The 21,906-nt window shown below is 61.3% G+C and carries 16 protein-coding genes; 7 read left to right on the top strand and 9 right to left on the bottom strand.

What is annotated here, in order from left to right:
• The first annotated feature begins 497 nt into the window (after nt 1-497).
• The 4 genes from hemE (at nt 498) to ACK5NW_RS09460 (ending at nt 6,725) form a co-directional block, all read left to right on the top strand.
• Entirely contained in the window at nt 498-1,619 is a 1,122-nt protein-coding gene (gene hemE / locus ACK5NW_RS09475; protein WP_416927382.1) for a uroporphyrinogen decarboxylase, read from the top strand.
• A 449-nt stretch (nt 1,620-2,068) separates the two neighbouring features.
• Nucleotides 2,069-4,192 carry a replication restart helicase PriA gene (priA, locus tag ACK5NW_RS09470; RefSeq protein WP_416927380.1) on the top strand — a complete coding sequence of 708 codons (2,124 nt, stop codon included), beginning with the start codon at nt 2,069-2,071 and terminating at the stop codon, nt 4,190-4,192.
• 99 nt (nt 4,193-4,291) lie between these two features.
• The gene (argG, locus tag ACK5NW_RS09465; protein ID WP_416927378.1) at nt 4,292-5,647 is read left to right on the top strand and encodes an argininosuccinate synthase; all 1,356 of its coding nucleotides are present in this window, start codon (nt 4,292-4,294) and stop codon (nt 5,645-5,647) included.
• A gap of 319 nt (nt 5,648-5,966) precedes the next feature.
• Nucleotides 5,967-6,725, top strand: a complete 759-nt coding sequence (locus ACK5NW_RS09460) for a TSUP family transporter (protein WP_416927376.1) — start codon at nt 5,967-5,969, stop codon at nt 6,723-6,725.
• A 339-nt stretch (nt 6,726-7,064) separates the two neighbouring features.
• On the opposite strand, the gene ACK5NW_RS09455 is transcribed toward ACK5NW_RS09460, so the two are convergent.
• Nucleotides 7,065-7,973 (bottom strand): LysR family transcriptional regulator, encoded by a 909-nt coding sequence (locus ACK5NW_RS09455; protein WP_416927374.1) that lies wholly within the window; start codon nt 7,971-7,973, stop codon nt 7,065-7,067.
• A 105-nt stretch (nt 7,974-8,078) separates the two neighbouring features.
• Between ACK5NW_RS09455 and ACK5NW_RS09450 the strand changes: the two genes are divergently transcribed.
• Entirely contained in the window at nt 8,079-9,098 is a 1,020-nt protein-coding gene (locus ACK5NW_RS09450) for an aldo/keto reductase (RefSeq protein ID WP_416927372.1), read from the top strand.
• Between the two features lie 138 nt (nt 9,099-9,236).
• On the opposite strand, the gene ACK5NW_RS09445 is transcribed toward ACK5NW_RS09450, so the two are convergent.
• The 4 genes from ACK5NW_RS09445 to ACK5NW_RS09430 all read right to left on the bottom strand — a co-directional run bounded on the left by ACK5NW_RS09445 (nt 9,237) and on the right by ACK5NW_RS09430 (nt 13,481).
• Nucleotides 9,237-10,310: an IPTL-CTERM sorting domain-containing protein gene (locus ACK5NW_RS09445; protein ID WP_416927370.1), complete on the bottom strand. Its 1,074-nt coding sequence runs from the start codon at nt 10,308-10,310 to the stop codon at nt 9,237-9,239.
• A gap of 267 nt (nt 10,311-10,577) precedes the next feature.
• Nucleotides 10,578-11,225: a nucleoid occlusion factor SlmA gene (gene slmA, locus ACK5NW_RS09440; protein ID WP_416927368.1), complete on the bottom strand. Its 648-nt coding sequence runs from the start codon at nt 11,223-11,225 to the stop codon at nt 10,578-10,580.
• A 190-nt stretch (nt 11,226-11,415) separates the two neighbouring features.
• The gene (gene argB, locus ACK5NW_RS09435) at nt 11,416-12,309 is read right to left on the bottom strand and encodes an acetylglutamate kinase (protein ID WP_416927366.1); all 894 of its coding nucleotides are present in this window, start codon (nt 12,307-12,309) and stop codon (nt 11,416-11,418) included.
• A gap of 59 nt (nt 12,310-12,368) precedes the next feature.
• Nucleotides 12,369-13,481 (bottom strand): glycosyltransferase family 4 protein, encoded by a 1,113-nt coding sequence (locus tag ACK5NW_RS09430; RefSeq protein ID WP_416927364.1) that lies wholly within the window; start codon nt 13,479-13,481, stop codon nt 12,369-12,371.
• 199 nt (nt 13,482-13,680) lie between these two features.
• Between ACK5NW_RS09430 and ACK5NW_RS09425 the strand changes: the two genes are divergently transcribed.
• Nucleotides 13,681-17,448, top strand: coding sequence for a methyltransferase domain-containing protein (locus tag ACK5NW_RS09425; protein WP_416927362.1), 3,768 nt, complete (start codon nt 13,681-13,683; stop codon nt 17,446-17,448).
• 70 nt (nt 17,449-17,518) lie between these two features.
• Here the strand turns inward: ACK5NW_RS09425 and ACK5NW_RS09420 are convergent, their stop codons facing one another.
• Genes ACK5NW_RS09420 through ACK5NW_RS09405 form a run of 4 tightly spaced genes read right to left on the bottom strand, consistent with a single transcriptional unit; the run spans nt 17,519 to nt 21,583 of the window.
• The gene (locus ACK5NW_RS09420; RefSeq protein ID WP_416927360.1) at nt 17,519-18,412 is read right to left on the bottom strand and encodes a hypothetical protein; all 894 of its coding nucleotides are present in this window, start codon (nt 18,410-18,412) and stop codon (nt 17,519-17,521) included.
• Nucleotides 18,413-18,451: 39 nt separating this feature from the next.
• Nucleotides 18,452-19,681, bottom strand: coding sequence for an ABC transporter ATP-binding protein (locus ACK5NW_RS09415; RefSeq protein ID WP_416927386.1), 1,230 nt, complete (start codon nt 19,679-19,681; stop codon nt 18,452-18,454).
• A gap of 38 nt (nt 19,682-19,719) precedes the next feature.
• Nucleotides 19,720-20,526, bottom strand: a complete 807-nt coding sequence (locus ACK5NW_RS09410) for an ABC transporter permease (RefSeq protein ID WP_416927358.1) — start codon at nt 20,524-20,526, stop codon at nt 19,720-19,722.
• Nucleotides 20,527-20,584: 58 nt separating this feature from the next.
• Entirely contained in the window at nt 20,585-21,583 is a 999-nt protein-coding gene (locus tag ACK5NW_RS09405) for a peptidylprolyl isomerase (protein WP_416927356.1), read from the bottom strand.
• Here ACK5NW_RS09405 and ACK5NW_RS09400 point away from each other — a divergent pair.
• A complete protein-coding gene (locus ACK5NW_RS09400; RefSeq protein WP_416927354.1) occupies nt 21,563-21,874 on the top strand; it encodes a hypothetical protein in 312 nt (103 codons plus the stop codon). The two genes, ACK5NW_RS09405 and ACK5NW_RS09400, sit on opposite strands and share 21 nt — an antisense overlap.
• Nucleotides 21,875-21,906: the final 32 nt, after the last annotated feature.

Below are 21,906 nucleotides of genomic sequence, written 5' to 3'. Positions count from 1 at the left end.
TGTTAGAGCGTGTTCAAAGTCTCTGCGCGGGTGTGTGGGCGCGGCCTCGGGCGGTCTGCTGCGTTGCAAATCCTCGCGATACCGCCAGGTATCGCTGCGGTTTGCGCCTTGCAGCCCATCCCAATCCGCATCCCACACCCATCACCCTGAGACTTTGAACACGCTCTTATTGTCTGCGTACCGATGAAACAAATTTTTTGAGATCCCCTCGGTTTTCTGAGCCAGTCAAAAGTAGAAGTTGAAGCATTGTTTCACACGGTATTCGACGGGTTATCGTCGTTGTAGGCCCACGCCTTCGGCTGATGGGCGCTGCTGGTTCGGTTGTCCACCGCCTCGTAGCTGTACTGTTCCAGTGGCAGCCCAAGGGGCTGCAGGGCGTTGCCTGGCGTGGCTTGAGTTAAGCGATCCAGCTGGTCGTAGCCGTAGGCGGTTTTGCCGAGGTCGGTTTTAATTGGCCTCCCAGAATTGGCCGTCCAGAGGCTGCGACAATCGGGCGCATGAGCTTCGCCCCCTTAAAAAACGACACCTTTGTGCGCGCCTGCCTGGGTCAGGCCACCGATTACACCCCCGTCTGGCTGATGCGCCAGGCCGGGCGCTACCTGCCTGAATACTGCGCCACGCGCGCGCAGGCGGGCAGCTTCATGGGGCTGGCCACCAACGTGGATTACGCCACCGAAGTGACCTTGCAGCCGCTGGCGCGCTACCCGCTGGACGCGGCCATTTTGTTCAGCGACATCCTCACCGTGCCCGACGCCATGGGGCTGGGGCTGTCATTCCAGCAAGGCGAAGGGCCGAAGTTTGAGCGCGTGGTGCGCGATGAAGCCGCTGTGGCCAGCCTGGCGGTGCCCGACATGGCCAAGCTGCGCTACGTGTTCGATGCCGTCACCAGCATCCGCCGCGCGCTGGCTGGTCGAGTGCCGCTGATCGGCTTTTCCGGCAGCCCCTGGACGCTGGCCTGCTACATGGTCGAAGGCGGTGGCAGCAGCGATTACCGCCACGTCAAGACGCTGATGTACGCCCGCCCTGACTTGATGCACCGCGTGCTGGCCGTCAACGCCGACGCCGTGGCCCAGTATCTGAATGCGCAAATCGATGCCGGTGCGCAGGCCGTGATGATGTTCGACAGTTGGGGCGGCGTGCTGGCCGATGGGGCTTTCCAGACCTTCAGCCTGGCCTACACCGCGCGCGTGCTGGCACAGCTCAAGCGCACCGGGGCTGACGGTGCGGTGGTGCCGCGCATCGTCTTTACCAAGGGCGGCGGACTGTGGCTGCCCGAGATGCGCGCGCTTGATTGCGAAGTGCTGGGCCTGGACTGGACGATGGATCTGGGTCGCGCCCGCGCCATCGTCACTGCGGCTGAAAATGCCGACGCAACAAACGCCAAAGCCCTGCAAGGCAACATTGACCCGAACATGCTGTTCGCCCCGCCGGAAGCCATCCGCGCCGAAGTGCGACGAGTGCTGGACGCCTTTGGTCGTCCGCACACCGACACCGCCCCGCGCGGCAGCACCCACATCTTCAACCTGGGCCACGGCATTAGCCAGTTCACCCCGCCCGACCACGTGGCCCATCTGGTGGACGAGGTGCACCGCTATTCGCGGCAATTGCGTGCACGCTGACGGTTGATGCGTTGCGATGTGGCGGTGCACCTCGTCAACGCCACCTTGTCAAGCACTTGTGGCAGAAAAAAAATACAGTTTTTTTCTTGCAGGGCTTGACTTATGCACAAAACTCCAGAACCGGCACCATTCGGCCCTCCTCAAGACCACATCCGTTGCACCACACCTTCAATTAATCTAACTTGTTGATTTATATATATTTTTATTTTTGCCCTTTTCACAAGCAGACTAAGCAAAGCCTTCATCTGCAAGGTTTCCAGACGGGCTGCACCGACTTTTCAACAAAGTTATCCACAAATTTGAAGGACAACCTGGAAATTCAGTGCTTATCAATGACTTAGCGTCCAAAGTGCAAGTACAAACACACCTTTTCCAGCAAGCTCTGTGTAGCTTCCCATGCAGCCGTCTTCTGATGCATCCCAGGTTTTTGTCGTGACCAAAAGCAGACCATGACTTACTGGCTGGCCGTCGCCGTGCCCACGCCTGCCCACAGCAACCTGGGCGAACCGCTGACCTACGCCAGCGATGCCGCCTTGCCGCCCGGCAGCATCGTGCGGGTGCCACTGGGCCAGCGCGAAGTGCTGGGTGTGGTTTGGAATGCAGCCGATCATCCAGCCGACGACTGGCGCGCCAAAGTGCGGCCCATTGCGGGCCACTTCGACGGGCTGCCGCCCCTGTCTGGTCACTGGCAACAGTTGATCGCCTTCACTGCCCGCTATTACCAACGCGCGCTGGGCGAAGTAGCCCTGGCCGCCCTGCCGCCGCAGTTGCGCACGCTCAGCACCATGCAAATGGCACGTCGCCTCAAGCGTTCGCCTGCATCAAAAACCGATGCAGCGGCTACGCTGCAACCCGCGCAAGTGCTGTCGCCCGGGCAAGCTCTGGCCCTGGAGCAGATTGAACAACAATCCGGGCCGTTTTTACTGTTTGGTACCACTGGCAGCGGCAAGACCGAGGTCTACATGCAAGCCACCGCCCGGCTGCTGGCGCACCAGCCGGATGCGCAGGCGCTGGTGTTGGTGCCCGAAATCAACCTCACCCCGCAACTGGAGGCGCGCTTTGCCGCCCGCTTTGGCCAGACCACCTGCGTGTCGCTGCACAGCGGGCTAACCCCCGCGCAGCGCCTGAAAAGCTGGCTGGCCGCACACACCGGTGCGGCGCGCATCGTGCTGGGCACGCGGGTGGCCGTACTGGCCTCCATGCCCAATCTGAAGCTCATCGTGGTCGATGAAGAGCACGACCCCAGCTACAAGCAGCAAGAAGGCGCGCGTTATTCCGCCCGCGATCTGGCGCTGTACCGCGGCAAGCTCACCGGGGCCAAAGTTGTTCTCGGTTCGGCCACGCCCTCGCTGGAAAGCTGGCACGCCAGCACCCCGGCAGCCGACGGCGGCCCAGGCCGTTATCAGCGCCTGGCCATGCCGCGTCGCATCGGTGCCAGCGGGCCAGCCGATGATGCCGGACTGCCCCGCGTGCGCCGCATCGACATGACGCGCCAGCCCAAGGGCACGCTGATCGCCCCGCCGCTGCTGGCCGCCATGGCCGAGCGCGTAGCGCGTGGTGAACAAACCCTGCTGCTGCTCAACCGGCGCGGCTGGGCACCCGTGCTGCACTGCGCCGACTGCGGCTGGAAAAGCGAATGCCCGCATTGCAGCGCCTTTCGCGTGTTCCACAAAATCGACCGCACGCTGCGCTGCCACCATTGCGGCTTGACCCAGCGCGTGCCACGCGCCTGCCCCGAGTGCGGCAACCTCGACATCGGCACCATCGGGCGCGGCACCGAGCAACTGCAAGAGCACCTGGCCGAGCTGCTGACCGAAGTGCGCCGCCCCGACGGCAGTCCGGCCCGCATCACCCGCATCGACGCCGATTCCACACGCGGCAAAGGCCAGCTTGAGGCACAACTGGCCCAGGTGCACGCGGGCGATGTGGACGTGCTGGTGGGCACCCAGATGATCGCCAAGGGCCACGATTTTCGCCGCGTCACCCTGGTAGCCGCCGTGCAACCTGATGCGGCGCTGTTTTCCAGCGACTTCCGCGCGCCCGAGCGGCTGTTTGCCCTGCTCATGCAAGCCGCAGGCCGCGCCGGACGTGATGCCGCCACCAGCACCCGCAGCGAAATGTGGGTGCAAACCCACCACCCGCAACACCCGCTGTACGAAGCGCTTAAAAAACACGACTACTTCGCCTTTGCCACGCGCCAGTTGCAAGAGCGCGCTCAGGCCGGACTGCCCCCTTTCAGCCACCTTGCGTTGCTGCGCGCCGAAGGCCGCAGCCAAGCCGTTGCGCAGAATTTTTTAACGGCTTTGGCCCACACCGCGCAGCAGCAACTGACCGCGCCCGAGCACCCGCTGGCGGCAGCCATGCGCCAAATCCACTGGTATCCCGCCGTCCCTCTGGCGGTGCAACGGGTAGCGAATATCGAGCGCGCCCAAATGCTGCTGGAAAGCCCTTCCCGCGTCGCCCTGCAAGCCGTGCTGGCCGCTTGCCAAAACCTGTTGCACGATTTGCGCGCGCAGCCTGAACACCGCGCCTTGCTGCGCTGGGCCATCGACGTTGACCCGCTGGCGGTGTGATCCCCTCATCTGCCCCACAACTGAGCCGATAATGACGCCTTTCAATGGCGTTTTAGCGCAACCAAACCGCCACACTCTGATAAGAAAGCATTCATCTTTATGTCCACCATCTTGCAATCCCTGCCCGCTGGCCAAAAAGTCGGCATCGCTTTTTCGGGCGGCCTGGACACCAGCGCTGCCCTGCTGTGGATGCGCCAAAACGGTGCCGTGCCCTACGCCTACACCGCCAACCTGGGCCAGCCAGATGAGTCCGATTACGATGCCATCCCGCGCAAGGCGATGGAATACGGCGCCGAAAAGGCGCGCCTGATCGACTGTCGCCTGCAACTGGCGCACGAGGGCATCGCAGCGCTGCAATGCGGTGCCTTTCACATCAGTACCGGCGGCACCACCTACTTCAACACCACGCCACTGGGCCGGGCCGTGACCGGCACCATGCTGGTGACAGCGATGAAGGAAGATGACGTCAACATCTGGGGCGATGGCAGCACGTTCAAGGGCAATGACATCGAGCGCTTTTACCGCTACGGTTTGCTGGCCAACCCGAGTCTGAAGATCTACAAGCCCTGGCTGGATCAGCGCTTCATCGACGAGCTGGGCGGCCGCAAGGAAATGTCGGAATTCATGCAGAAGGCCGGCTTTGACTACAAGATGTCGACCGAAAAGGCCTATTCGACCGATTCCAACATGCTGGGCGCGACCCACGAGGCCAAGGACCTGGAGGAGCTGAACAGCGGCATCCGCATCGTCAACCCGATCATGGGCGTGGCGTTCTGGAAGCCTGAGGTCGAGGTCAAACCCGAAGAAGTACGGGTGCGCTTTGAAGAAGGCCAGCCGGTGGCGCTCAATGGCAAAGAGTTTGCTGATCCGGTCGAGCTGTTTCTGGAGGCCAACCGCATCGGTGGCCGTCATGGCTTAGGGATGAGCGACCAGATCGAAAACCGCATCATCGAAGCCAAAAGCCGCGGCATCTACGAAGCGCCCGGCATGGCCTTGCTGCACATCGCCTACGAACGGCTGGTGACCGGCATCCACAACGAAGACACCATCGAGCAGTACCGCATCAATGGCCTGCGTCTGGGCCGACTGCTGTACCAGGGCCGCTGGTTCGACCCGCAGGCCATCATGCTGCGCGAAACCGCCCAGCGCTGGGTGGCGAACGCCATCACCGGCGAGGTGACGCTGGAGATGCGCCGCGGCAACGACTACAGCCTGCTCAACACTGAGTCGCCCAACCTGACCTACGCGCCCGAGCGGCTGTCGATGGAGAAGGTCGAGAACGCGCCCTTCAGCCCGCTGGACCGCATCGGCCAGCTGACCATGCGCAACCTGGACATCACCGACACGCGCGGCAAACTGGCCGTGTACAGCCAGAGCGGCCTGCTGCGGCTGGGCGAGGGGTCAGTGCTGCCGCAGTTGGGGCACGACAGTGACAAACCTGCCCGAAAACGTTGAAATCAGCCATTCACTTGGGGCAATCCCGAATAGGCCGCCCCCAGCCGCACCGCTATAGTCAACCCACTCAGTTCCCTTGGTCTGCATGACCAAGGCAAGGGCCGAGGAGACAGCATCTGTAAAAAACCATCACACTCATAACCGATCGGCTGTAGCACCGACTCCATAAAAACTTTTTTGAAGGCACCTCTGGTGCCTTTTTTCTTGGCTGATGGGCCAGACGCCATCACTCAGCGATAATCCAGTTCAAATTGGATACTGGTGCCTTTATATTCGGCGTTTATAGCTACCATAATAATAGCAAAAAAAAGAAACTGACATGGATTTGCTGATCGTCTCGGCCGCCTCCTTGATGGCGGGCATGGTGGACTCGATCGTGGGCGGCGGCGGTCTGATTTTGATTCCCGCGCTGTTTGCCACCTTTCCGGCGGCTACGCCCGCCACCTTGTTTGGCACCAACAAAAGCGCCTCGGTCTGGGGCACCAGCATCGCCACCGCACAATTCAGCCGCCGCGTGCGCATGCGCTGGCCGGTGCTGCTGCCCGCCACCGGAGCGGCGCTGATTGGCTCATTCATCGGCGCGTGGGTGGTCACGCTGATTGATCCTGGTTTTCTGCGCCGACTGCTGCCTTTCATCCTGCTCGCCGTGCTGCTGTACACGGTGATGAAAAAAGACCTGGGGCGCACCCACGCCCCGCGCCACAGCCAGCGAAAAGAAACTGCACTGGCCTGCTTGATCGGCCTGGTGATCGGCTGGTACGACGGTTTTTTTGGTCCCGGTACCGGCAGCTTCTTTATTTTTTTATTCGTACGACTGCTGGGTTACGACTTTCTCAACGCCTCGGCCTCGGCCAAGCTGCTCAACGTGGCCACCAACGTATCAGCCATTGCGCTGTTTGCCATGAAAGGCCATGTGTGGTGGCACATTGGCCTGACCATGGCCGTGGCCAACGTGGTGGGCAGTCTGATCGGCACCCGCCTGGCACTCAAGCACGGCGCAGGCTTTGTGCGCGGCGTATTCATCGTGGTAGTGGGTGCACTGATCTTGAAAACCGGGTGCGACGCTTTTTTGGCATGAGCCTATGTGAGCTGCTTGAATAAACGCCTGGCCTCAGGCGCAGCGTGCGCTTGCCCAAACGACAGGCTGAAGGTCAATGACCCTAGTGTCCTGAATTGCAAATTCGTTGAACAAATCCACCGAAGATCGGGCACCATGCGGCGTTGCTCCGTTCTTGCGGGCAGAAAGCCCGCAGCGTCCTCGCGTCTTACCTGGCACGCCGATCACAGCACCATCGGATGCGTCCAACTGCCGGATCCAGGATGACATCTGGAACGTCCGCGGCAACCCTATGTACATCGCCTTGCAGGCATACATTAACTCTCAAAAGCGTTGTGAAAATGTGCTGAGTGCAGACCATCACGCTACCACCGGCTGCCGCACCCAGTCAATGAACGCCTGCAAACCCGCCGATTGCAGGCGACGACTGGGGTAATACAGGTACAACTGCTCCGGTGGTGGCGTCCAGTCAGCCAGCACCTGCACCAACCGCCCGGCGGCCAGTTCCGGAGCGACCAATGCGGCGTGCACATAGGCCAGGCCCAGACCAGCCCTGGCCGCCGCCACGCCCTGAGCACCATCGCTCAACGTCAGTTGGCCTTGCACCTGTACCTGCACCGTCTTGGCCCCGCGGGCCAATTGCCAGGCGTAGACCCGGCCACTGGGAAAACGCTGGCGAATACAGCGATGGCGTGCCAATTCGTCCGGCGTGGTCGGCACGCCATGCGCAGCCAGATAGGCGGGCGCGGCCACAATGGCAAAGCCCTGTGGCGTACCTATAGGCAGCGCCACCATGTCGGCTTGCAGGCTTTCGCCAAAACGCACCCCGGCGTCAAACCCTGTGGCCACAATGTCCACCAGCGCATCGTCACCCGCCATCTCCACGGCCATGCGTGGATGGGCTTGCAAAAAACCCGTCACCAGCGGCTGCAGCACCAGCTCAGTCGCCGCGCGCGGCGCACTCAAGCGCAGCAAACCCTGGGGTGTGCTGGCCTGCGATACAGCATCGTCTATGGCGTGCCGAATTTCGGCCAGTGCAGGTGCCAGCACCGCCAGTACATGTGCGCCCGCTTCCGTAGGGGCCACGCTGCGCGTGGTGCGGTGCAGCAAGCGCAGATTCAAGCGCACTTCCAGCGCCCGCACGCTGTGACTCAACGCCGAGGGCGTTACCCCAAGCCGCTCGGCTGCCTGCCGGAAACTGCGCGCCTGAGCCACCGCTGCAAAAGCTTGTAGTTCAGGCAAAGGCAGCGCGACTATCGGTTTATTCATGAACATGACTCACCAGTACATTGAATGCTTGAGCCATTATCAATTGATGCGCTTTTATCTAAACTGCACGCCATGACTTCAAGCACTGCACACGGGCTTCTATCCATGACGACTTCAGCACCACGCGCTCTGGGCACAACCCTGCCGCCTGTCTTTCCCATTGGCTTGGGCTGCATGGGCATGAGCGAGTTTTACGGCGCAAGCAACGACACCGAATCGCTGGCCACTTTGGCACATGCGCTGGATTTGGGCGTGGCGCTGTTCGACACCGCCGACACCTACGGCCTGGGTGCCAATGAGGCGTTGCTGGGCCGCTTTATCGCCGATGGTGGTCCTGATCGGCGCGCACGCATGGTGCTGGCCACCAAGTTCGGCATCGTGCGCCAAGCGGGACAGTACGAGCGGCGCATCGACAACTCGCCCGCCTACATTCGCAGCGCTTGCGAGGCGTCGCTCAAGCGCCTGGGGGTGGATGAAATTGACCTGTACTACTGCCACCGGCGTGACCCGGCCGTGCCGATTGAAGACGTGGTGGGGGCCATGGCCGCGCTGGTGCGCGCAGGCAAAGTGCGCGCGCTGGGCCTGTCGGAAGTTAGCGCCAACACCTTGCGTCGCGCCCACGCCGTGCACCCCATCGCCGCGCTGCAAACCGAATACTCGCTCTGGAGCCGCGAACCTGAAGACCAGTTGCTGCCCCTGTGTGCCAAGCAAGATACCGCCTTCGTGGCCTATAGCCCGCTGGGCCGCGCCTTTCTTACCGGCCAGCTTGACCCCGCCGCTTTGAGCACACAAGACTTTCGCGCCCACAACCCGCGCTTTCAAGGCACCGCCGCCGCCGCCAACGCGCAGTTGGTCGAGCGCCTGAGTGCGCTGGCGAAAAGCTGGGGCGTCACCAATGCCCAACTGGCGCTGGCCTGGTTGCTGATCAAACAACCCCACGCCATCGCCATCCCTGGCACGCGCCGCATCGCCCGGCTGGAAGAAAACATCGGTGCCGCCCGTGTGACGCTGAGTCCTGAGCAAATGACCCAGATCGAAGCCGTGTTTGCACCCGCTGCAGTGCAAGGCAAACGTTATCCCCAAGCAGGATGGGCAGGAATTGAGACAGCCACGCAAGACCGATAAACGGGCATTTGCAGTCAACCTCCAGATAGGGTCACGTGTGTCATGGCATCTTCCACACAAAAGCCACACATTAAAAAACCGCACACATCGCTGTGCGCGGTTGTGAATCAGGTGGGGCGCAACCCGTGCCCCATCCGATCAGCGCTGATTACGGCGCATACGTCGCCAGCCAAACATGCCCAGCAAGCCACTCATCAACAACATGGCCCATTGGCTCATTGTGGGCACAGCGGTTACGCCACCAGCCGCTGTGATGGACGGGTCTGCCACCAGCATCACCACAACTCGGCCCGAGGACCCTGCAGTACCTGCGGTGGCTGCGTCTGGCCCGCCTGTGCCACCCGCACCGCCCGCAGCCGATGCGCTGGCCGTGCCATAAAACGTGTTGCTGCCACTGGTGTAATAGCAAGAGCCGCCGCCGAAGCCGCCACCGGCCACCTGTGCAGCCGGAGGCGGTACCGCGCCATCAATGCCGTACGCGCCGCCCGCACCCACTGCTCCGGTGTAGCCGCCGCCACCGCCGCCACCACCACCGCCATCTGCATCTACCCCAACACCAGCAAGGGCGCTGGTATATACCTCTCCTGCACCACCCACATCGGCCGTCAAACACGTTGAGGCAGTGCCTAATGTGGTCGAACCAGAATGGCCAGCCTCACCATCCAGACTGGGCAGCGCCCCTGTATCATTGCCGCTGCCACCGCCGCCACCGCCGCCGCCGCCAGCAACCACCACCGCTGTACCTACGGTGACGCGCGAAGCGCCGCCGCCGCCGCCGCCGCCGCCGCCTGCGTAGTCATCCCCTGAATTGCCGCCAGCGCCGCCCGCGCCAGAGCCTGCACCACCCGCACCACCCAAACCGGGGCCAGGGCTGACAGCTGCGTTGCGGTCATTGTACGTACCGCCCCCACCAGCCAAACCGATATCCGCAGTGATCACGTCACCCGCCAGCACCCTGATGGTGGCCGTGACACGAGCGCCAGCACCACCTGCGCCGCCAGTGCCATTCACCGGGGGAACGCAAGTAAGACAGCCGTCATAACCGCCACCGCCGCCGCCTGCCCCATCAACGACCACGCTGACCCACCCGTCAGCGGCGACGGTATAAGGTCCCACAAGCGCAGGATCATTGGTGTCAATCACTTGCGCCTGAACAGCACCCGTCAAAGCCATCAAACCAGCTGCGGCCACGGCTGTCATCGTTTTCTTCATGAGGCATCTCCCTGAAAACAAAATGCATTAAAAATCAAACTGCCACATGCATTCTCGTGCACAAAAAGCACATTTGATGTGAGTGTTTACCTTTCATTGCATTTTGCTGACCGATGGCATGGTCTGACAGACAGCCGGTGCAACGAACATCCCGCAGTGGCGGTTTGAGCATATGCGCCTGCATTCACTGAAGCCGGTCGCTTGCACTGAACAAACCGGTCAGTTGCGTTATGCAGTGCAATATCAACGGTCACTGGCCGTGATTTTTTACAAAATTTTGACTAAACAGGCATCCAGATGATCGGAAGGCAGATGGCGAAATCCTGAGCGGGCAAACCGCTGCAAACGCCCCACCACAAAGGCCGTCAATACCGATGCCGTCACTTGCGCATCAGCATCGGGCGTGAGTGTGCCACTGCCTGCCATGTCGTTGCGCAGGCTTTGGCGCAGCGCCGCATCGACTTTGTCGAACAACTGGTTCATGCGCTGCTGAAGGCGTTCATGCTCGAACACCAGGGCATCGCCCACCATCACACGGGTCATACCGGGGTTTTTCTCGCCAAACTGCAACACCATGCGCACGATGTGCGCCGCTTTGGCTGATCCAGTCTCGTCACGCTCGGCAATCTGGTTGATCATGCCGAACACGCTGGTTTCGATGAAGTCGATCAGCGCCCCAAACATTTGCGCCTTACTGGCAAAGTGACGGTACAGGGCCGCTTCACTCACTGCCAGGCGCGCGGCCAATGCGGCGGTGGTCACTCGGTCAGCGCCGGGCTGCTCCAGCATTTGCGCCAGCGTTTGCAGAATCTGCTCCCGGCGCTCTCCGGGCTTTGGGCGCTTACGGGTGCCTGCGGACGCGGCAGTCTCCTCCGGGTCGGGCATGTTCTTGGTTCGGTCGTCGGCAGAATCCATGACTTACGCGAATGTTTCCAAATGATTCTCGCACAAGGCTGGCCAGACACCCGTCATTCATGCGCCGCAAGCGCCCCTTTCGGTCAATTGCAGCGCCTGTTTAGGGGGGGTGCCGCCGCCTACCCGTACCCAAACTATTGGGATGCCGCAGCTTGGACACCAGCGCCTTGACCATGATTGCATCAGTACATCAGTGCGAGCGGATCATGGTGCCAAACGCCTGGTCGGTCAGCACTTCAAGCAGCATCGCGTGCGGCACGCGCCCATCGATGATGTGCACGGCATGCACGCCACTTTTGGCCGCATCCAGCGCGCCGCTGATCTTGGGGATCATGCCTCCAGAGATGGTGCCGTCGGCCACCAATTCGTCAATGCGGCGCGGCGTCAGCTCGGGCAGCAGTTGGCCGTTTTGATCCAGCACGCCGGGAATATTGGTCAACATCAACAGTTTTTCAGCTTGCAGCACCGTGGCCAGCTTGGCGGCCACCACATCAGCATTGATGTTGTAGCTTTCATTTTGCTCGCCAAAGCCAATCGGGCTGACCACCGGAATGAACTGGTCATCCTGCAAAGCGCTGACCACCGCCGGGTCAATTTGAACAATATCGCCCACCTGGCCCACGTCGTGTTCAAGACTGGGGTCTTTTTGATCAACCATTTTCAGCTTACGCGCACGCATTAGTCCGCCATCACGCCCGGTCAGCCCCACCGCCTTGCCACCCGCCTGGCTGATCATGCCCACGATGTCTTGCTGCACCTCGCCGGCCAGCACCCATTCGACCACTTCCATCGTCTCGGCATCGGTCACGCGCATGCCCTGGATGAACTTCCCTTGCTTGCCCAGACGTTTGAGCGCTGTTTCGATCTGCGGGCCGCCGCCATGCACCACCACCGGGTTGATGCCCACCAGCTTCAGCAACACCACATCCTCGGCAAAAGCCGCTTGCAGCGCAGGCTCGGTCATGGCATTGCCGCCGTATTTGATGACCATGGTCTTGCCGTGAAACTTGCGGATGTACGGCAGTGCCTGAGCCAGGATGTGGGCCTTGTCGTACGGACCCAGATGGGACAAATCAGTGCTCATGGATGGTCAAGCCTTGCTCAAGAAATAGGTGACAAACTTAAAACTGCCGATGATAAAACTCAGTAGCGCGACGGCTGAAACATCCGCGGCACTTTAAAGCGCACCAGCATCAAATAAGCCCCCACGTAACTGATCACAAACAGCAGGCAAAACACCATCAGCACACCGGTGTAACGCCAAAAAAGAAGTGCTGGCACCACCGTCAGCACCACAAAGCTCCACAAATACGGCGCAGTGCGGTTGTTGCGCGCCAGCATGTTTTTGGCCTCGTCTTCATGCAACACGCTGCGCACCAGACGCCGGTACACCAACTGGTGCAAATGCAGTGCATCGGCCATGCCCGGTGACACCCCGCGCCAGAGCTTGCGGTAAATCGAAAACAGCGTCTCCCAGATGGGGTAGATCAGCAACAGCACCGGAAACCACGGCGACACCACAGGATGGCGCTGCACCAGCAGCAAGCTGACGGAGGCAATCACCAGCCCCCACAGGTACGCCCCCGCATCGCCTGCAAAAATCAGCCCGCGCGGATAGTTCCACACCAAAAAACCGGCTGTTGCTGCGGCCAAGGCCACGGATATCGCGGCCAATTCGCGGTCTCCCACCTGCAAGGCCACGTGTGCCAGGGCCAAGCACACCACCAGCGCCACCATGCCCGCCAGGCCGTTGTAGCCATCAATGATGTTGAACGCGTGTGGCAGACCCGACACCGCCAGCACCGCCAGCGCCACCCCCAGCCAGGGCGCGGCGCTCCAGTACTGGTCCAGCCACGCGAACCCCAGATGCGTGACCGAAGCCCCCAGCAGGCTGCAAGCCAGCACACCGGAAGTCAGCGTCAGCAGCAAACGCCAACGCACCGTCATGCGCTGGGTCATGTCTTCCAGCACGCCGCCGGCAAATGCGGGCAACAGCATCAGCAGCCACATCGGCAGCTGCAGCCGCGCGCTGTCGATATTGCCTGCCATGTGCGCCCATTGCAGCAAGGGCAGCGCGGCCAACGCCAGCCCCCAGCCCAGCAACAGGCCCAGCCCGCCCATGCGCGAGGTATGCCCAAAGTGAAAGCGTTGGGGCGCGTCATCGGCATAGGCTCCGGCATACCGAAGAAGAACGCGGCGCACCCACAAAGTGAGCACCAAAGACACCACAAACGCCAGCAGCGCCAAAGAAATCATTCAGGGACACAACCTCATGCGAGTCAACCCTCTGCCATGCATCACAAAGCCTCTTCAAGCCCCGCTTTGAACGGCATGCGCCAACACGTGCAAGCACTTGTCAACGCTCGTTTTTATAGGAAGCTGCATGGTAGCATTCAAGACCACTTTCACATGGGCCGCATCAGCCGAATCCGGCGCTTTTGTCACCCTTGGTTTCATGTCTGCCACGCCACCCGCCTTGCATGTTTACGCCCGCGAAATCCGGGCGGACGAACGAACCTCCCTGTCCTTGCTCGCCAGCCACATCACGGCTGGTGCGCGCGTGCTGGACTTGGGCTGCGGCAGCGGCGCGCTGGGGCGTTTTATTGCCGAGCGCGATGGTGCCCACGCAGGCCCCATCGACGGCTTGACCATCAGCGCCGACGAGGCGCAACTGGCCCAAACGCATTACCGCCGCGTTGAAGTCGCCAATCTGGATCAGGTGCAACTGACCGACGTGTTCGCGCGTGGCAGCTACGACTTCATCGTTTGCGCCGACGTGCTGGAACACATTGTTCACAGCGCCCAGGTAATGGCCGCCTGCAAAACGCTGCTGGCACCGCAGGGGCGCGTGCTGCTGTCCATTCCCAACGTGGGCTACAGCGGCCTGGTGGCCGAGCTGATGGCGGGCGAATTTCGCTACCGCCCTGAAGGGCTGCTGGACGAAACCCATGTGCGCTTTTTCACCCGACGCACGCTGATGCGCTTTTTAAGCGACAACGGCTGGGCCGCCGAGCAGGTGGACACCGTGCAGCGGCCCCTGCCCGACTCGGAATTTCAAGTCGCCTTTGACGCCCTGGCTGAACCTGTGGCGCGCCACTTGCTGGCCCTGCCCGACAGCCTGACCTACCAATTCATCGTGGTTGGCCGTGCGCTGCATGAAGGCGAGCAACCCGCCACCCCACTGCCTGCCGATGCCCCACTGCCCGCGCAAGCCTTGTTCATCACTCAACTTTATCTGGGGCAAAACGGCAGTTTTGACGAAGGCCGCAAACTCACCCAAACCGGCGTGATTGGCAATCTGCACCAAACCGTGCGCTTTGCCCTCCCAACAGACGCCCCGCTGTCCGGGCTGCGCCTTGACCCCGCCGATCGAAACGGTTACGTGCATTTGCATGCAATCCGCCTGCTGGATCACAGGCAGCAACCGCTGTGGCACTGGACACCGCACGACGTGGCCGCCATGGCGCAAACCCCCATGGACGGTATCGTGGCGCAGCCGCCGGGCCTTGCAGGTGCGCCGTATGCCCTGCTGCTGCATGGCAAAGACCCATGGATCAAGCTACCCATCCCCAAAGCGGCCCTTGCGCATGCCCAAGGCGGTGCACTTGAAGTCACTTTGGGCTGGCCCATGTCGGCCGATTACCTGGCTTTGGCTGGCCACACCGAATTGCGTGTGGCCCAAGCCCGGCTTGCCGCCGACCAGGCCCGTTTGGCCCAAGATGCTCTCCAACTGCAACTGAATACCCAAACGAAACAAGCACACATGGAGCGGGACACACGCCAAAGTCTGGAACAGCAAAGCGAGCACCTGCGCAGCCAAAAACAAGCGCTTCTGGCGCAAATCCAGACCCTCAGCCGCGAACGTGACGACGCCACCCAACTGGTTCACGACATCGAAAACTCCACCGTATTTCGCGCCACCCGCCCCATCGTGAACATGAAGATGCGCATCGACCGCCTGCTGGGCGTCGGCTCAGCCCGCCCCAAAGTCGAGGCACAGCGCCCCCCCTCGCAACCACTGGCACCGGCCGATCTTCCGGTGGACATCATCGTGCCGGTTTACAAAGGGCTTGAAGACACCCGCCGCTGCCTTGAGTCCGTCCTGGCCTCCACGCCCGCCACCGAATGGCGCTTGATCGTCATCAACGACGCCAGCCCTGAGTCAGAAGTCACCGAATGGCTGCGCGCTTTTGCGCCCCGCGATCCGCGCATCGTGCTGCTCGAAAACGAAGAGAACCTCGGGTTTGTCGGCACCGTTAATCGTGGCATGGCGCATTCGCGCCAGCACGACGTGTTGCTGCTCAACAGCGACACCGAAGTGGCCAGCACCTGGCTGGATCGCATCCGCGCCGCCGCCTACAGCGACCAGAAAGTGGCCTCCGTCACGCCGTTTTCCAACAACGCCACCATTTGCAGCTACCCGCTGTTTTGCAAAGACAATGCCCTGCCCCCAGGCTGGAGCACGGCGCAACTTGATACCCTGTTTGCCCGCGCCAATGCAGGCCAAGTGGTGGACGTGCCCACTGGCGTCGGTTTTTGCATGTACATCCGCCGCGCGGCGCTGGAGCAGGTGGGCCTGTTCGACGTCGACAACTTTGGCAAAGGCTACGGCGAAGAAAACGACTTTTGCATCCGCGCCGCCCGCGCCGGATGGCGCAACCTGCACGTGCTCGACACCTTTGTGCGCCACTTTGGCGGCGTGAGTTTTGGCGATAGCAAAAGCCCGCGCGAGCGCGCAGCCATGGACACGCTGCGCCGCCTGCATCCCCACTACGAACGCGATGTACTGCGCTTTGTGCGCGATGATCCCGCGCGCTTGGCACGCGCCGCAGTGGACATTGCCCGTATTCAAAATACCAACCGCCCGGTCATCCTGGCCGTCATGCACGACCGCGCTGGCGGCACTGAGCGCCACGTCTTTGAGCTGGCCGAGTTGCTGCACGACCGCGCGCAATTTCTGGTGCTGCGCCCACAGCCCGGCAAATGCCTGAGTCTGCGCCTGCCGGGGGCTGGTGAAGGTTTCGAGCTGGTCTTCAGCCTGCCCGCCCAGGGCGACCAACTGCTGGCGCTGCTGCGCCAGTTGGGCGTATGCCATGTGCACTTTCACCACCTGCTGGGTCATGGCAAGTTTGTTGAGCAGTTACCCGCCCGCCTGGGCATCAGCCACGACTTCACCGCGCACGACTTTTACTTTGCCGACCCCGACATTACGCTTACCGACCGCAGCGGCAACTACTGCGCAGCCAATGATCCCTTGGTGCACCCGGTCAGCCACGACCCCGATTTAGTGGCCTGGCGGCAGCACCACGCCAGCCTTTTGAACAGCGCGCGCTACGTCCTCTCGCCCTCGCGCGACATGCTCACGCGGCTGCTGGCCGTGGTGCCGGGCGCGCCGCTGCGGCTGGTGCCGCACACCGATATCGATCCGGCACTGGCACAGCCCGTGCCTCAACCGGCACAACTACTCAACGACCGTCCTCTGCGCGTGGCCGTCATCGGTGCGCTCAGCACCATCAAAGGCGCAGACATCCTCGAAAGCGCCGCCATCGCCGCCCGCAAGCAAAACGCGCCGGTAGAGTTCCACTTGCTGGGTTACGGCTATCGCACCTTGCAAACCCAGCCACATGCCCGACTCACAGTGCATGGCCGTTACGACGAACGCGACTTGCCCGAACTGCTGCACTGGCTGCAACCTGATCTGGTGTGGTTTCCCGCCCAATGGCCCGAAAGCTACAGCTACACCCTGTCGGCCTGCCTGCTGGGCGGCTGGCCGGTGGTGGTGCCTGATCTGGGGGCCTTTGCCGAGCGCCTGGCCGGGCGCCATTGGAGCTGGGTACAACCCTGGAGCCAGACCCCGCAGCAATGGCTGGACTTTTTTACCCTGGTGCGCAGCCAAAATTTCGCCATCGCCCAAAGCCCCGAACCCATCGCGCCATGGACCAGCGACACCAAGCTAACATCCACGCGCGCCTTTGAGGCACAGCCCTCAAACTGGTATGCCGACACTTACCTGAACCCACTGCCTGCGCTGGCCCCACAAAGCATCTCAGCCGAAACGCTCGCACCCTTCTTGCCCGCCGCAGACACTGGCTTAGCCACCGGCCTCAAAGGCCAAGCACTGGAAATGCTAGCCCGCCTGCGCGCCGCCCCCGCACTCGGCCCCATCGCCCGCGCCATTCCCCTGCATTGGCAAACCCGGGTCAAAAGCTGGCTGCGGCATTGATTTGGCCGCGCCTGAGCGCAACACCGCCATTCGTTGCGCCCAAGTCAACAAAGACCCCATCTGCGTTGTGTTATTTCACAGTTGGCGGCACATCAACAAAAAAACGCGGCGCTTCACCCCAGAAATGCCATTGCACGCCGTCTTCTTGCAGCGCCCGTTCAAGCCATACAAACACCTGCGGCAGCAGTTCAGACACGCTGGCACACACCGGCAGGCGGTGTATTCGCAAAAACCTGTGCCCATCGGACAGTCGGATACCCGTCAGATAAACCACCACCGGCAATTGCTGGTCAACAGCCAGCCGCAGCATGCCCTGGGCCATTCGCGTGCGCATGCCCAGCAAACTCACCTCATGGCTGACATCCACCTCATCGGCCGGGATGTCAACCACCGCCAGCACCGGCGATCCATCTCGCAATGCCCTGATTACAGGTCGCAGCGAAGCACTCACATCAAAGGTAGGGCGACGCAACGCGCGCGCCACCTCTCGCGTTCGCGCAATCGCATAACGGTGCATCACCGTGCGCCGGACAAAATGCGCCCCCTCGGTTGCCGCCACCAGGGCATGCGCATGGATACCGCTGCGCGCCGCATGCCGCAACCCCCACATGCCCGCACCCCAGTGAAAGGTGCATAAAAGGGTGGCCCCAGACTCTGGCCACGCGCCTTCCACACTCAGATGTTGGTCCATCCAGCGATCTGAGCGCCAATGCCCAAGGTAATAGTCCGCATGGTCAACCAAAGTCACCAGCCGACGCTCCATCAGCCACCGCTTTGCATCGCCCACGTCAATTCGTGTGGCCGCTTCTCGCAACGCCCGATCGCAAGATTCGCGGTATAGCCAGTGGCAGTGCGCGGCCAGCCAGCGGTACAAGCGAAAGCACCATCGCCACGGCAGCACAGCCGCCAGTCCTGGCACCAACACCAGCTCGATCACATCGCGCAACTCATTTTTTGTGCGCATGCGCAATTTCTGCCAGCTTGTCAGATCAGTCGTCACGCTTCATGCCCAATGGTGAGGCAACCGCACCAGCCCTGGCACCATACTGGCATAGCGCCACTTGAATGACTGGTTGTGCATCCATTGGTCATAAATCACCAATCCTTGCGCATCAAAAAGATAAACACTCAACACATATTCACCGCTGTGCAGTGGCAAGTCCGGGAAGGTCAGCACCGACTGCCAAACGCCGGCTTTTACCCGTTGCGGCACGACGTTATCGGCATGCGTGGTGACTGAAGTAATACCCACCCCATTCACCTGCTCCAGCATAATCCCGATGCTGGGCGGCGGCTCATCATCCGGTGCGCGCACCTGCACAGTCAATTGCAAATCCGGCCCTGGCAGCCAAGGCACCTCTGCCTCCTTTGCGGCATTTTGAAGCCCCGTCACAGCCAAAGCCAGAATTTCGCCACGTCCTTTGGCAACAACTGCGTCGGCATTATTTTCAGTCGCTGTCTTGGCTTGCTGCTGTGCCTTCATCGTCTCGTCATGCACACCTGAGGGCATCTGGAGCTTGCGCACATAAGCTTCATACGCGGCCAGCACATCGTCCGTTTCCCCCAGCGCTTGCACTTGCCCCTGATCCAGCCAAAGGCTGGCATCGCACAAATGCCGCACGTGATAAAGGCTGTGCGAACAAAACAGGACGGTACACCCTGCTTGCCGAAACGCGGCAATTCGCGCCACGCATTTTTTCTGAAAATGCTGGTCTCCCACCGCCAGCGCTTCATCAATAATCAGCAAATCTGGCTGCACTGCCGTCACCATGGCAAACGCCAGCCGCACCACCATGCCAGATGAATAGGTCTTCACGGGCCGGTCAATCGCCTCGCCAATCTCTGCAAAGGCCAGTACCTCAGGCTCCAGCCGGGCCATCTCTTCATGCTCGATACCGATCAGGCTGCCGCCAAAATACAAGTTCTGCCGCCCCGTGAAATCCGGGTGAAAGCCCGCCCCCAACTCCAAAATGGCCGTAATTCGCCCTTGTCGTTGCACCACGCCCTGGCTAGGCTGAAGCGTGCCCGTGATCAATTTCAGCAGGGTGCTTTTGCCCGCACCGTTACTGCCCACCACGCCCAGGCACTGCCCACGTGGCAACTCAAACGACACGTCGCGCAGCGCCCAATGGCTGCGGTGCTGTGCATGCCCCGTCAGCAACGCCCGCAACCGTGCGCGTGGCGAATCGTAGATTTTGTATTCCTTGCCCACCCCTTCCAGGCGCAACGGCATCGCACCAACAGCGTGCTCTGATGGCAAAGCAGTCCCACTCACAGCCAGTCCACCAACTGGTCGCGGCTGCGCACCAAGGCCACAGACAACAAAGCTGCCAGCAAAGCCACCCATGCCCCAATGGCCAGCCACACATCCCACGAAGGCCAGGCCCCTTGCAACAAAGCAGACTGGTAACCCAGCACCAGCGCGGTCATCGGGTTCAGCCACAACAGCCAGCGCCACGCTTGCGGAAACAAATCGACCGGAAACAGCACCGGCGACAAAAACACCCCCAAAGACAGCAATACGCCCACCACCTGCATCACATCGCGCAGGGCAGCGGCCAATATGGCCAATAAATAGGCCAATAGAAATGTCAACATGCCCTGACAAAGCAAAAGCACAGGCACCGCCCACACCCCCGGCGTAAAGCGGTGCGCACCAGCGTACAGCAGCATCAACACCAGCAGCAAAGGCGCATAAACCAGCAGGCTGGCCAACACGGCGCGCGCCGGAAACAAGCCCGGCGGCAGCGGGTTTTTTTGCAACAAGCCTCCCGCTTCGATCAGGCTGTTCATACCCCGCTGCGTGGCATCGGCAAAAGCCATCCAGGCCAGCATGCCGACAATCAGATAAGTGCCCACGCGCGCCGTGGGCGCTTGCCCGCCCAGGCGCATGCCAAACACCACATCAAAAACCAGGTAATACGCCGCCACCGTCAAAAGCGGCGGCAGCCACACCCATAACAAACCACCAGCAGACCCCGCAAAGCGCGCCACCAGTTCACGCCGCGTCAGCACTCCCAGCAATGCCCGCAGCCGCCACAGTTGGGCACATTCGGCACCCAGCGCAGACCTGATCATGGTGTGTTTTGATGTGGGCCTGGGTTTGTTTTTCTCTCAATCAGGCCCTTGGGCTGCATCAGTTGATCTGTGCCCGGTTTTGCAACCAGCTTTTAATGCCCGCTTCATCCACCTGGGCACCAGCCTCACCTTTTTCCCATGCCGAGCGACGCGCGCGGGTATCCACTTTGTGCAATTGTTCTGCACGCAGCTCAGGCAGCGCCTGCTCGAATGTTTTGACCTCACCTAGCTTGCGTTCACGCAACTCGATGATGTGATAGCCAAACTTGGTTTTGACAGGCGCACTCAAATCTCCCACCTGTTTCAAGGCAAACGCCGCAGACTCAAACTCGGGCAGCATTTTGCCTTTGGCAAAAAAACCAATATCGCCCCCGCGTTGTGCGCTGCCGCGGTCTACCGAGCGTGCTTTGGCCAGCGCGGCAAAATCAGCGCCGTTTTTCAACTGCCCGATCAATGCCTGCGCATCGGCCTTGACCGCTGCATCGTTGCTGCCGTCAGGGGCCACCGGCAGCAAAATATGCCGCACGCGCACTTCTTCCGGGCTGGTGAATTGCTCCGGATGGGCGCGGTACTCGGATTGCGCCATGCGATCCAGCGCCGCCGCATCGGGCGTTGCGGCCGTCACCCTTTGCTGCAGCAACAAATCTGTCAGCACCTGGTCTTGCTTCAGGCGCAGTTGCGTGGCAGCTTGCGGCGTTTTGTCCAGGCCCTCGCGCACGGCTTCTTGCGCCAGCGCCCGGCGTGTGTACAAGCCGCGCGCCATGTTGATCACCGCATCGGGCGAGCGCCAAAAACGCGCCTGATCCTCGGGTGGCACCAAATCCGGCACCACCATTTCCAGCTCAGCGCGGGTCACACGTCCGGCGGGGCCAGAAACCAGCACGTCTTCCGGCGCAAACGACTGCACCGCACTGACCTGTGCGGCATTGGCGGCTTGCGCCTGCCCCACGTTGGTTTGCCCTATTGCAACGCTGCTGGCCGCCACCAGCGTTGCCGCCAACACCCCCAAAGCGCGCCAGTGGCGCGCCACCAAAACGTGAACACCAACTTTACTCAACTTGCTACTCCAATCAAAGCACGGGCAACCATCATCGTGCGGTGCACATCAAGCCCCCATTACGCCATCAACGCCGCCGCATACGGCTTGGCGATGATACTAAAAGAACCCGGTTTGACCGGCGCAAAGCTTAAAGAGTTCAACGCCAACCGTGTGTCGGCTTGTCACAAAGCCTGCCATATCAAAACGCATCTGGGCCGAAGCAAACGCACACGGCCCATCGTGATCGCGCGTGCGTTGCATACAAAAAAAGGGCGGGAAATTCATCCCGCCCTTTTACAGGTGTTTTGAATGCATTGCCCAGATCAGGCAATGCGACTCAT

The sequence above is a fragment of the Ottowia sp. genome (genome assembly GCF_047975795.1).
In the GTDB taxonomy this organism is placed as follows: domain Bacteria; phylum Pseudomonadota; class Gammaproteobacteria; order Burkholderiales; family Burkholderiaceae_C; genus Ottowia.
The sequence above is the reverse complement of the archived record's forward strand: the minus strand, read 5'-3'. Positions and strand labels throughout refer to the sequence as shown.

What these genes read in the sequence shown, in the direction of transcription:
- ACK5NW_RS09455 (WP_416927374.1), bottom strand. Translation starts at nt 7,973, where the DNA reads ATGAATAAACCGATAGTCGCGCTGCCTTTGCCTGAACTACAAGCTTTT.
- argB (WP_416927366.1), bottom strand. Translation starts at nt 12,309, where the DNA reads ATGAGCACTGATTTGTCCCATCTGGGTCCGTACGACAAGGCCCACATC.
- ACK5NW_RS09410 (WP_416927358.1), bottom strand. Translation starts at nt 20,526, where the DNA reads ATGATCAGGTCTGCGCTGGGTGCCGAATGTGCCCAACTGTGGCGGCTG.
- ACK5NW_RS09445 (WP_416927370.1), bottom strand. Translation starts at nt 10,310, where the DNA reads ATGAAGAAAACGATGACAGCCGTGGCCGCAGCTGGTTTGATGGCTTTG.
- priA (WP_416927380.1), top strand. Translation starts at nt 2,069, where the DNA reads ATGACTTACTGGCTGGCCGTCGCCGTGCCCACGCCTGCCCACAGCAAC.
- ACK5NW_RS09460 (WP_416927376.1), top strand. Translation starts at nt 5,967, where the DNA reads ATGGATTTGCTGATCGTCTCGGCCGCCTCCTTGATGGCGGGCATGGTG.
- ACK5NW_RS09425 (WP_416927362.1), top strand. Translation starts at nt 13,681, where the DNA reads ATGTCTGCCACGCCACCCGCCTTGCATGTTTACGCCCGCGAAATCCGG.
- argG (WP_416927378.1), top strand. Translation starts at nt 4,292, where the DNA reads ATGTCCACCATCTTGCAATCCCTGCCCGCTGGCCAAAAAGTCGGCATC.
- hemE (WP_416927382.1), top strand. Translation starts at nt 498, where the DNA reads ATGAGCTTCGCCCCCTTAAAAAACGACACCTTTGTGCGCGCCTGCCTG.
- ACK5NW_RS09415 (WP_416927386.1), bottom strand. Translation starts at nt 19,681, where the DNA reads ATGCCGTTGCGCCTGGAAGGGGTGGGCAAGGAATACAAAATCTACGAT.
- ACK5NW_RS09420 (WP_416927360.1), bottom strand. Translation starts at nt 18,412, where the DNA reads ATGCGCACAAAAAATGAGTTGCGCGATGTGATCGAGCTGGTGTTGGTG.
- ACK5NW_RS09450 (WP_416927372.1), top strand. Translation starts at nt 8,079, where the DNA reads ATGACGACTTCAGCACCACGCGCTCTGGGCACAACCCTGCCGCCTGTC.
- slmA (WP_416927368.1), bottom strand. Translation starts at nt 11,225, where the DNA reads ATGGATTCTGCCGACGACCGAACCAAGAACATGCCCGACCCGGAGGAG.
- ACK5NW_RS09430 (WP_416927364.1), bottom strand. Translation starts at nt 13,481, where the DNA reads ATGATTTCTTTGGCGCTGCTGGCGTTTGTGGTGTCTTTGGTGCTCACT.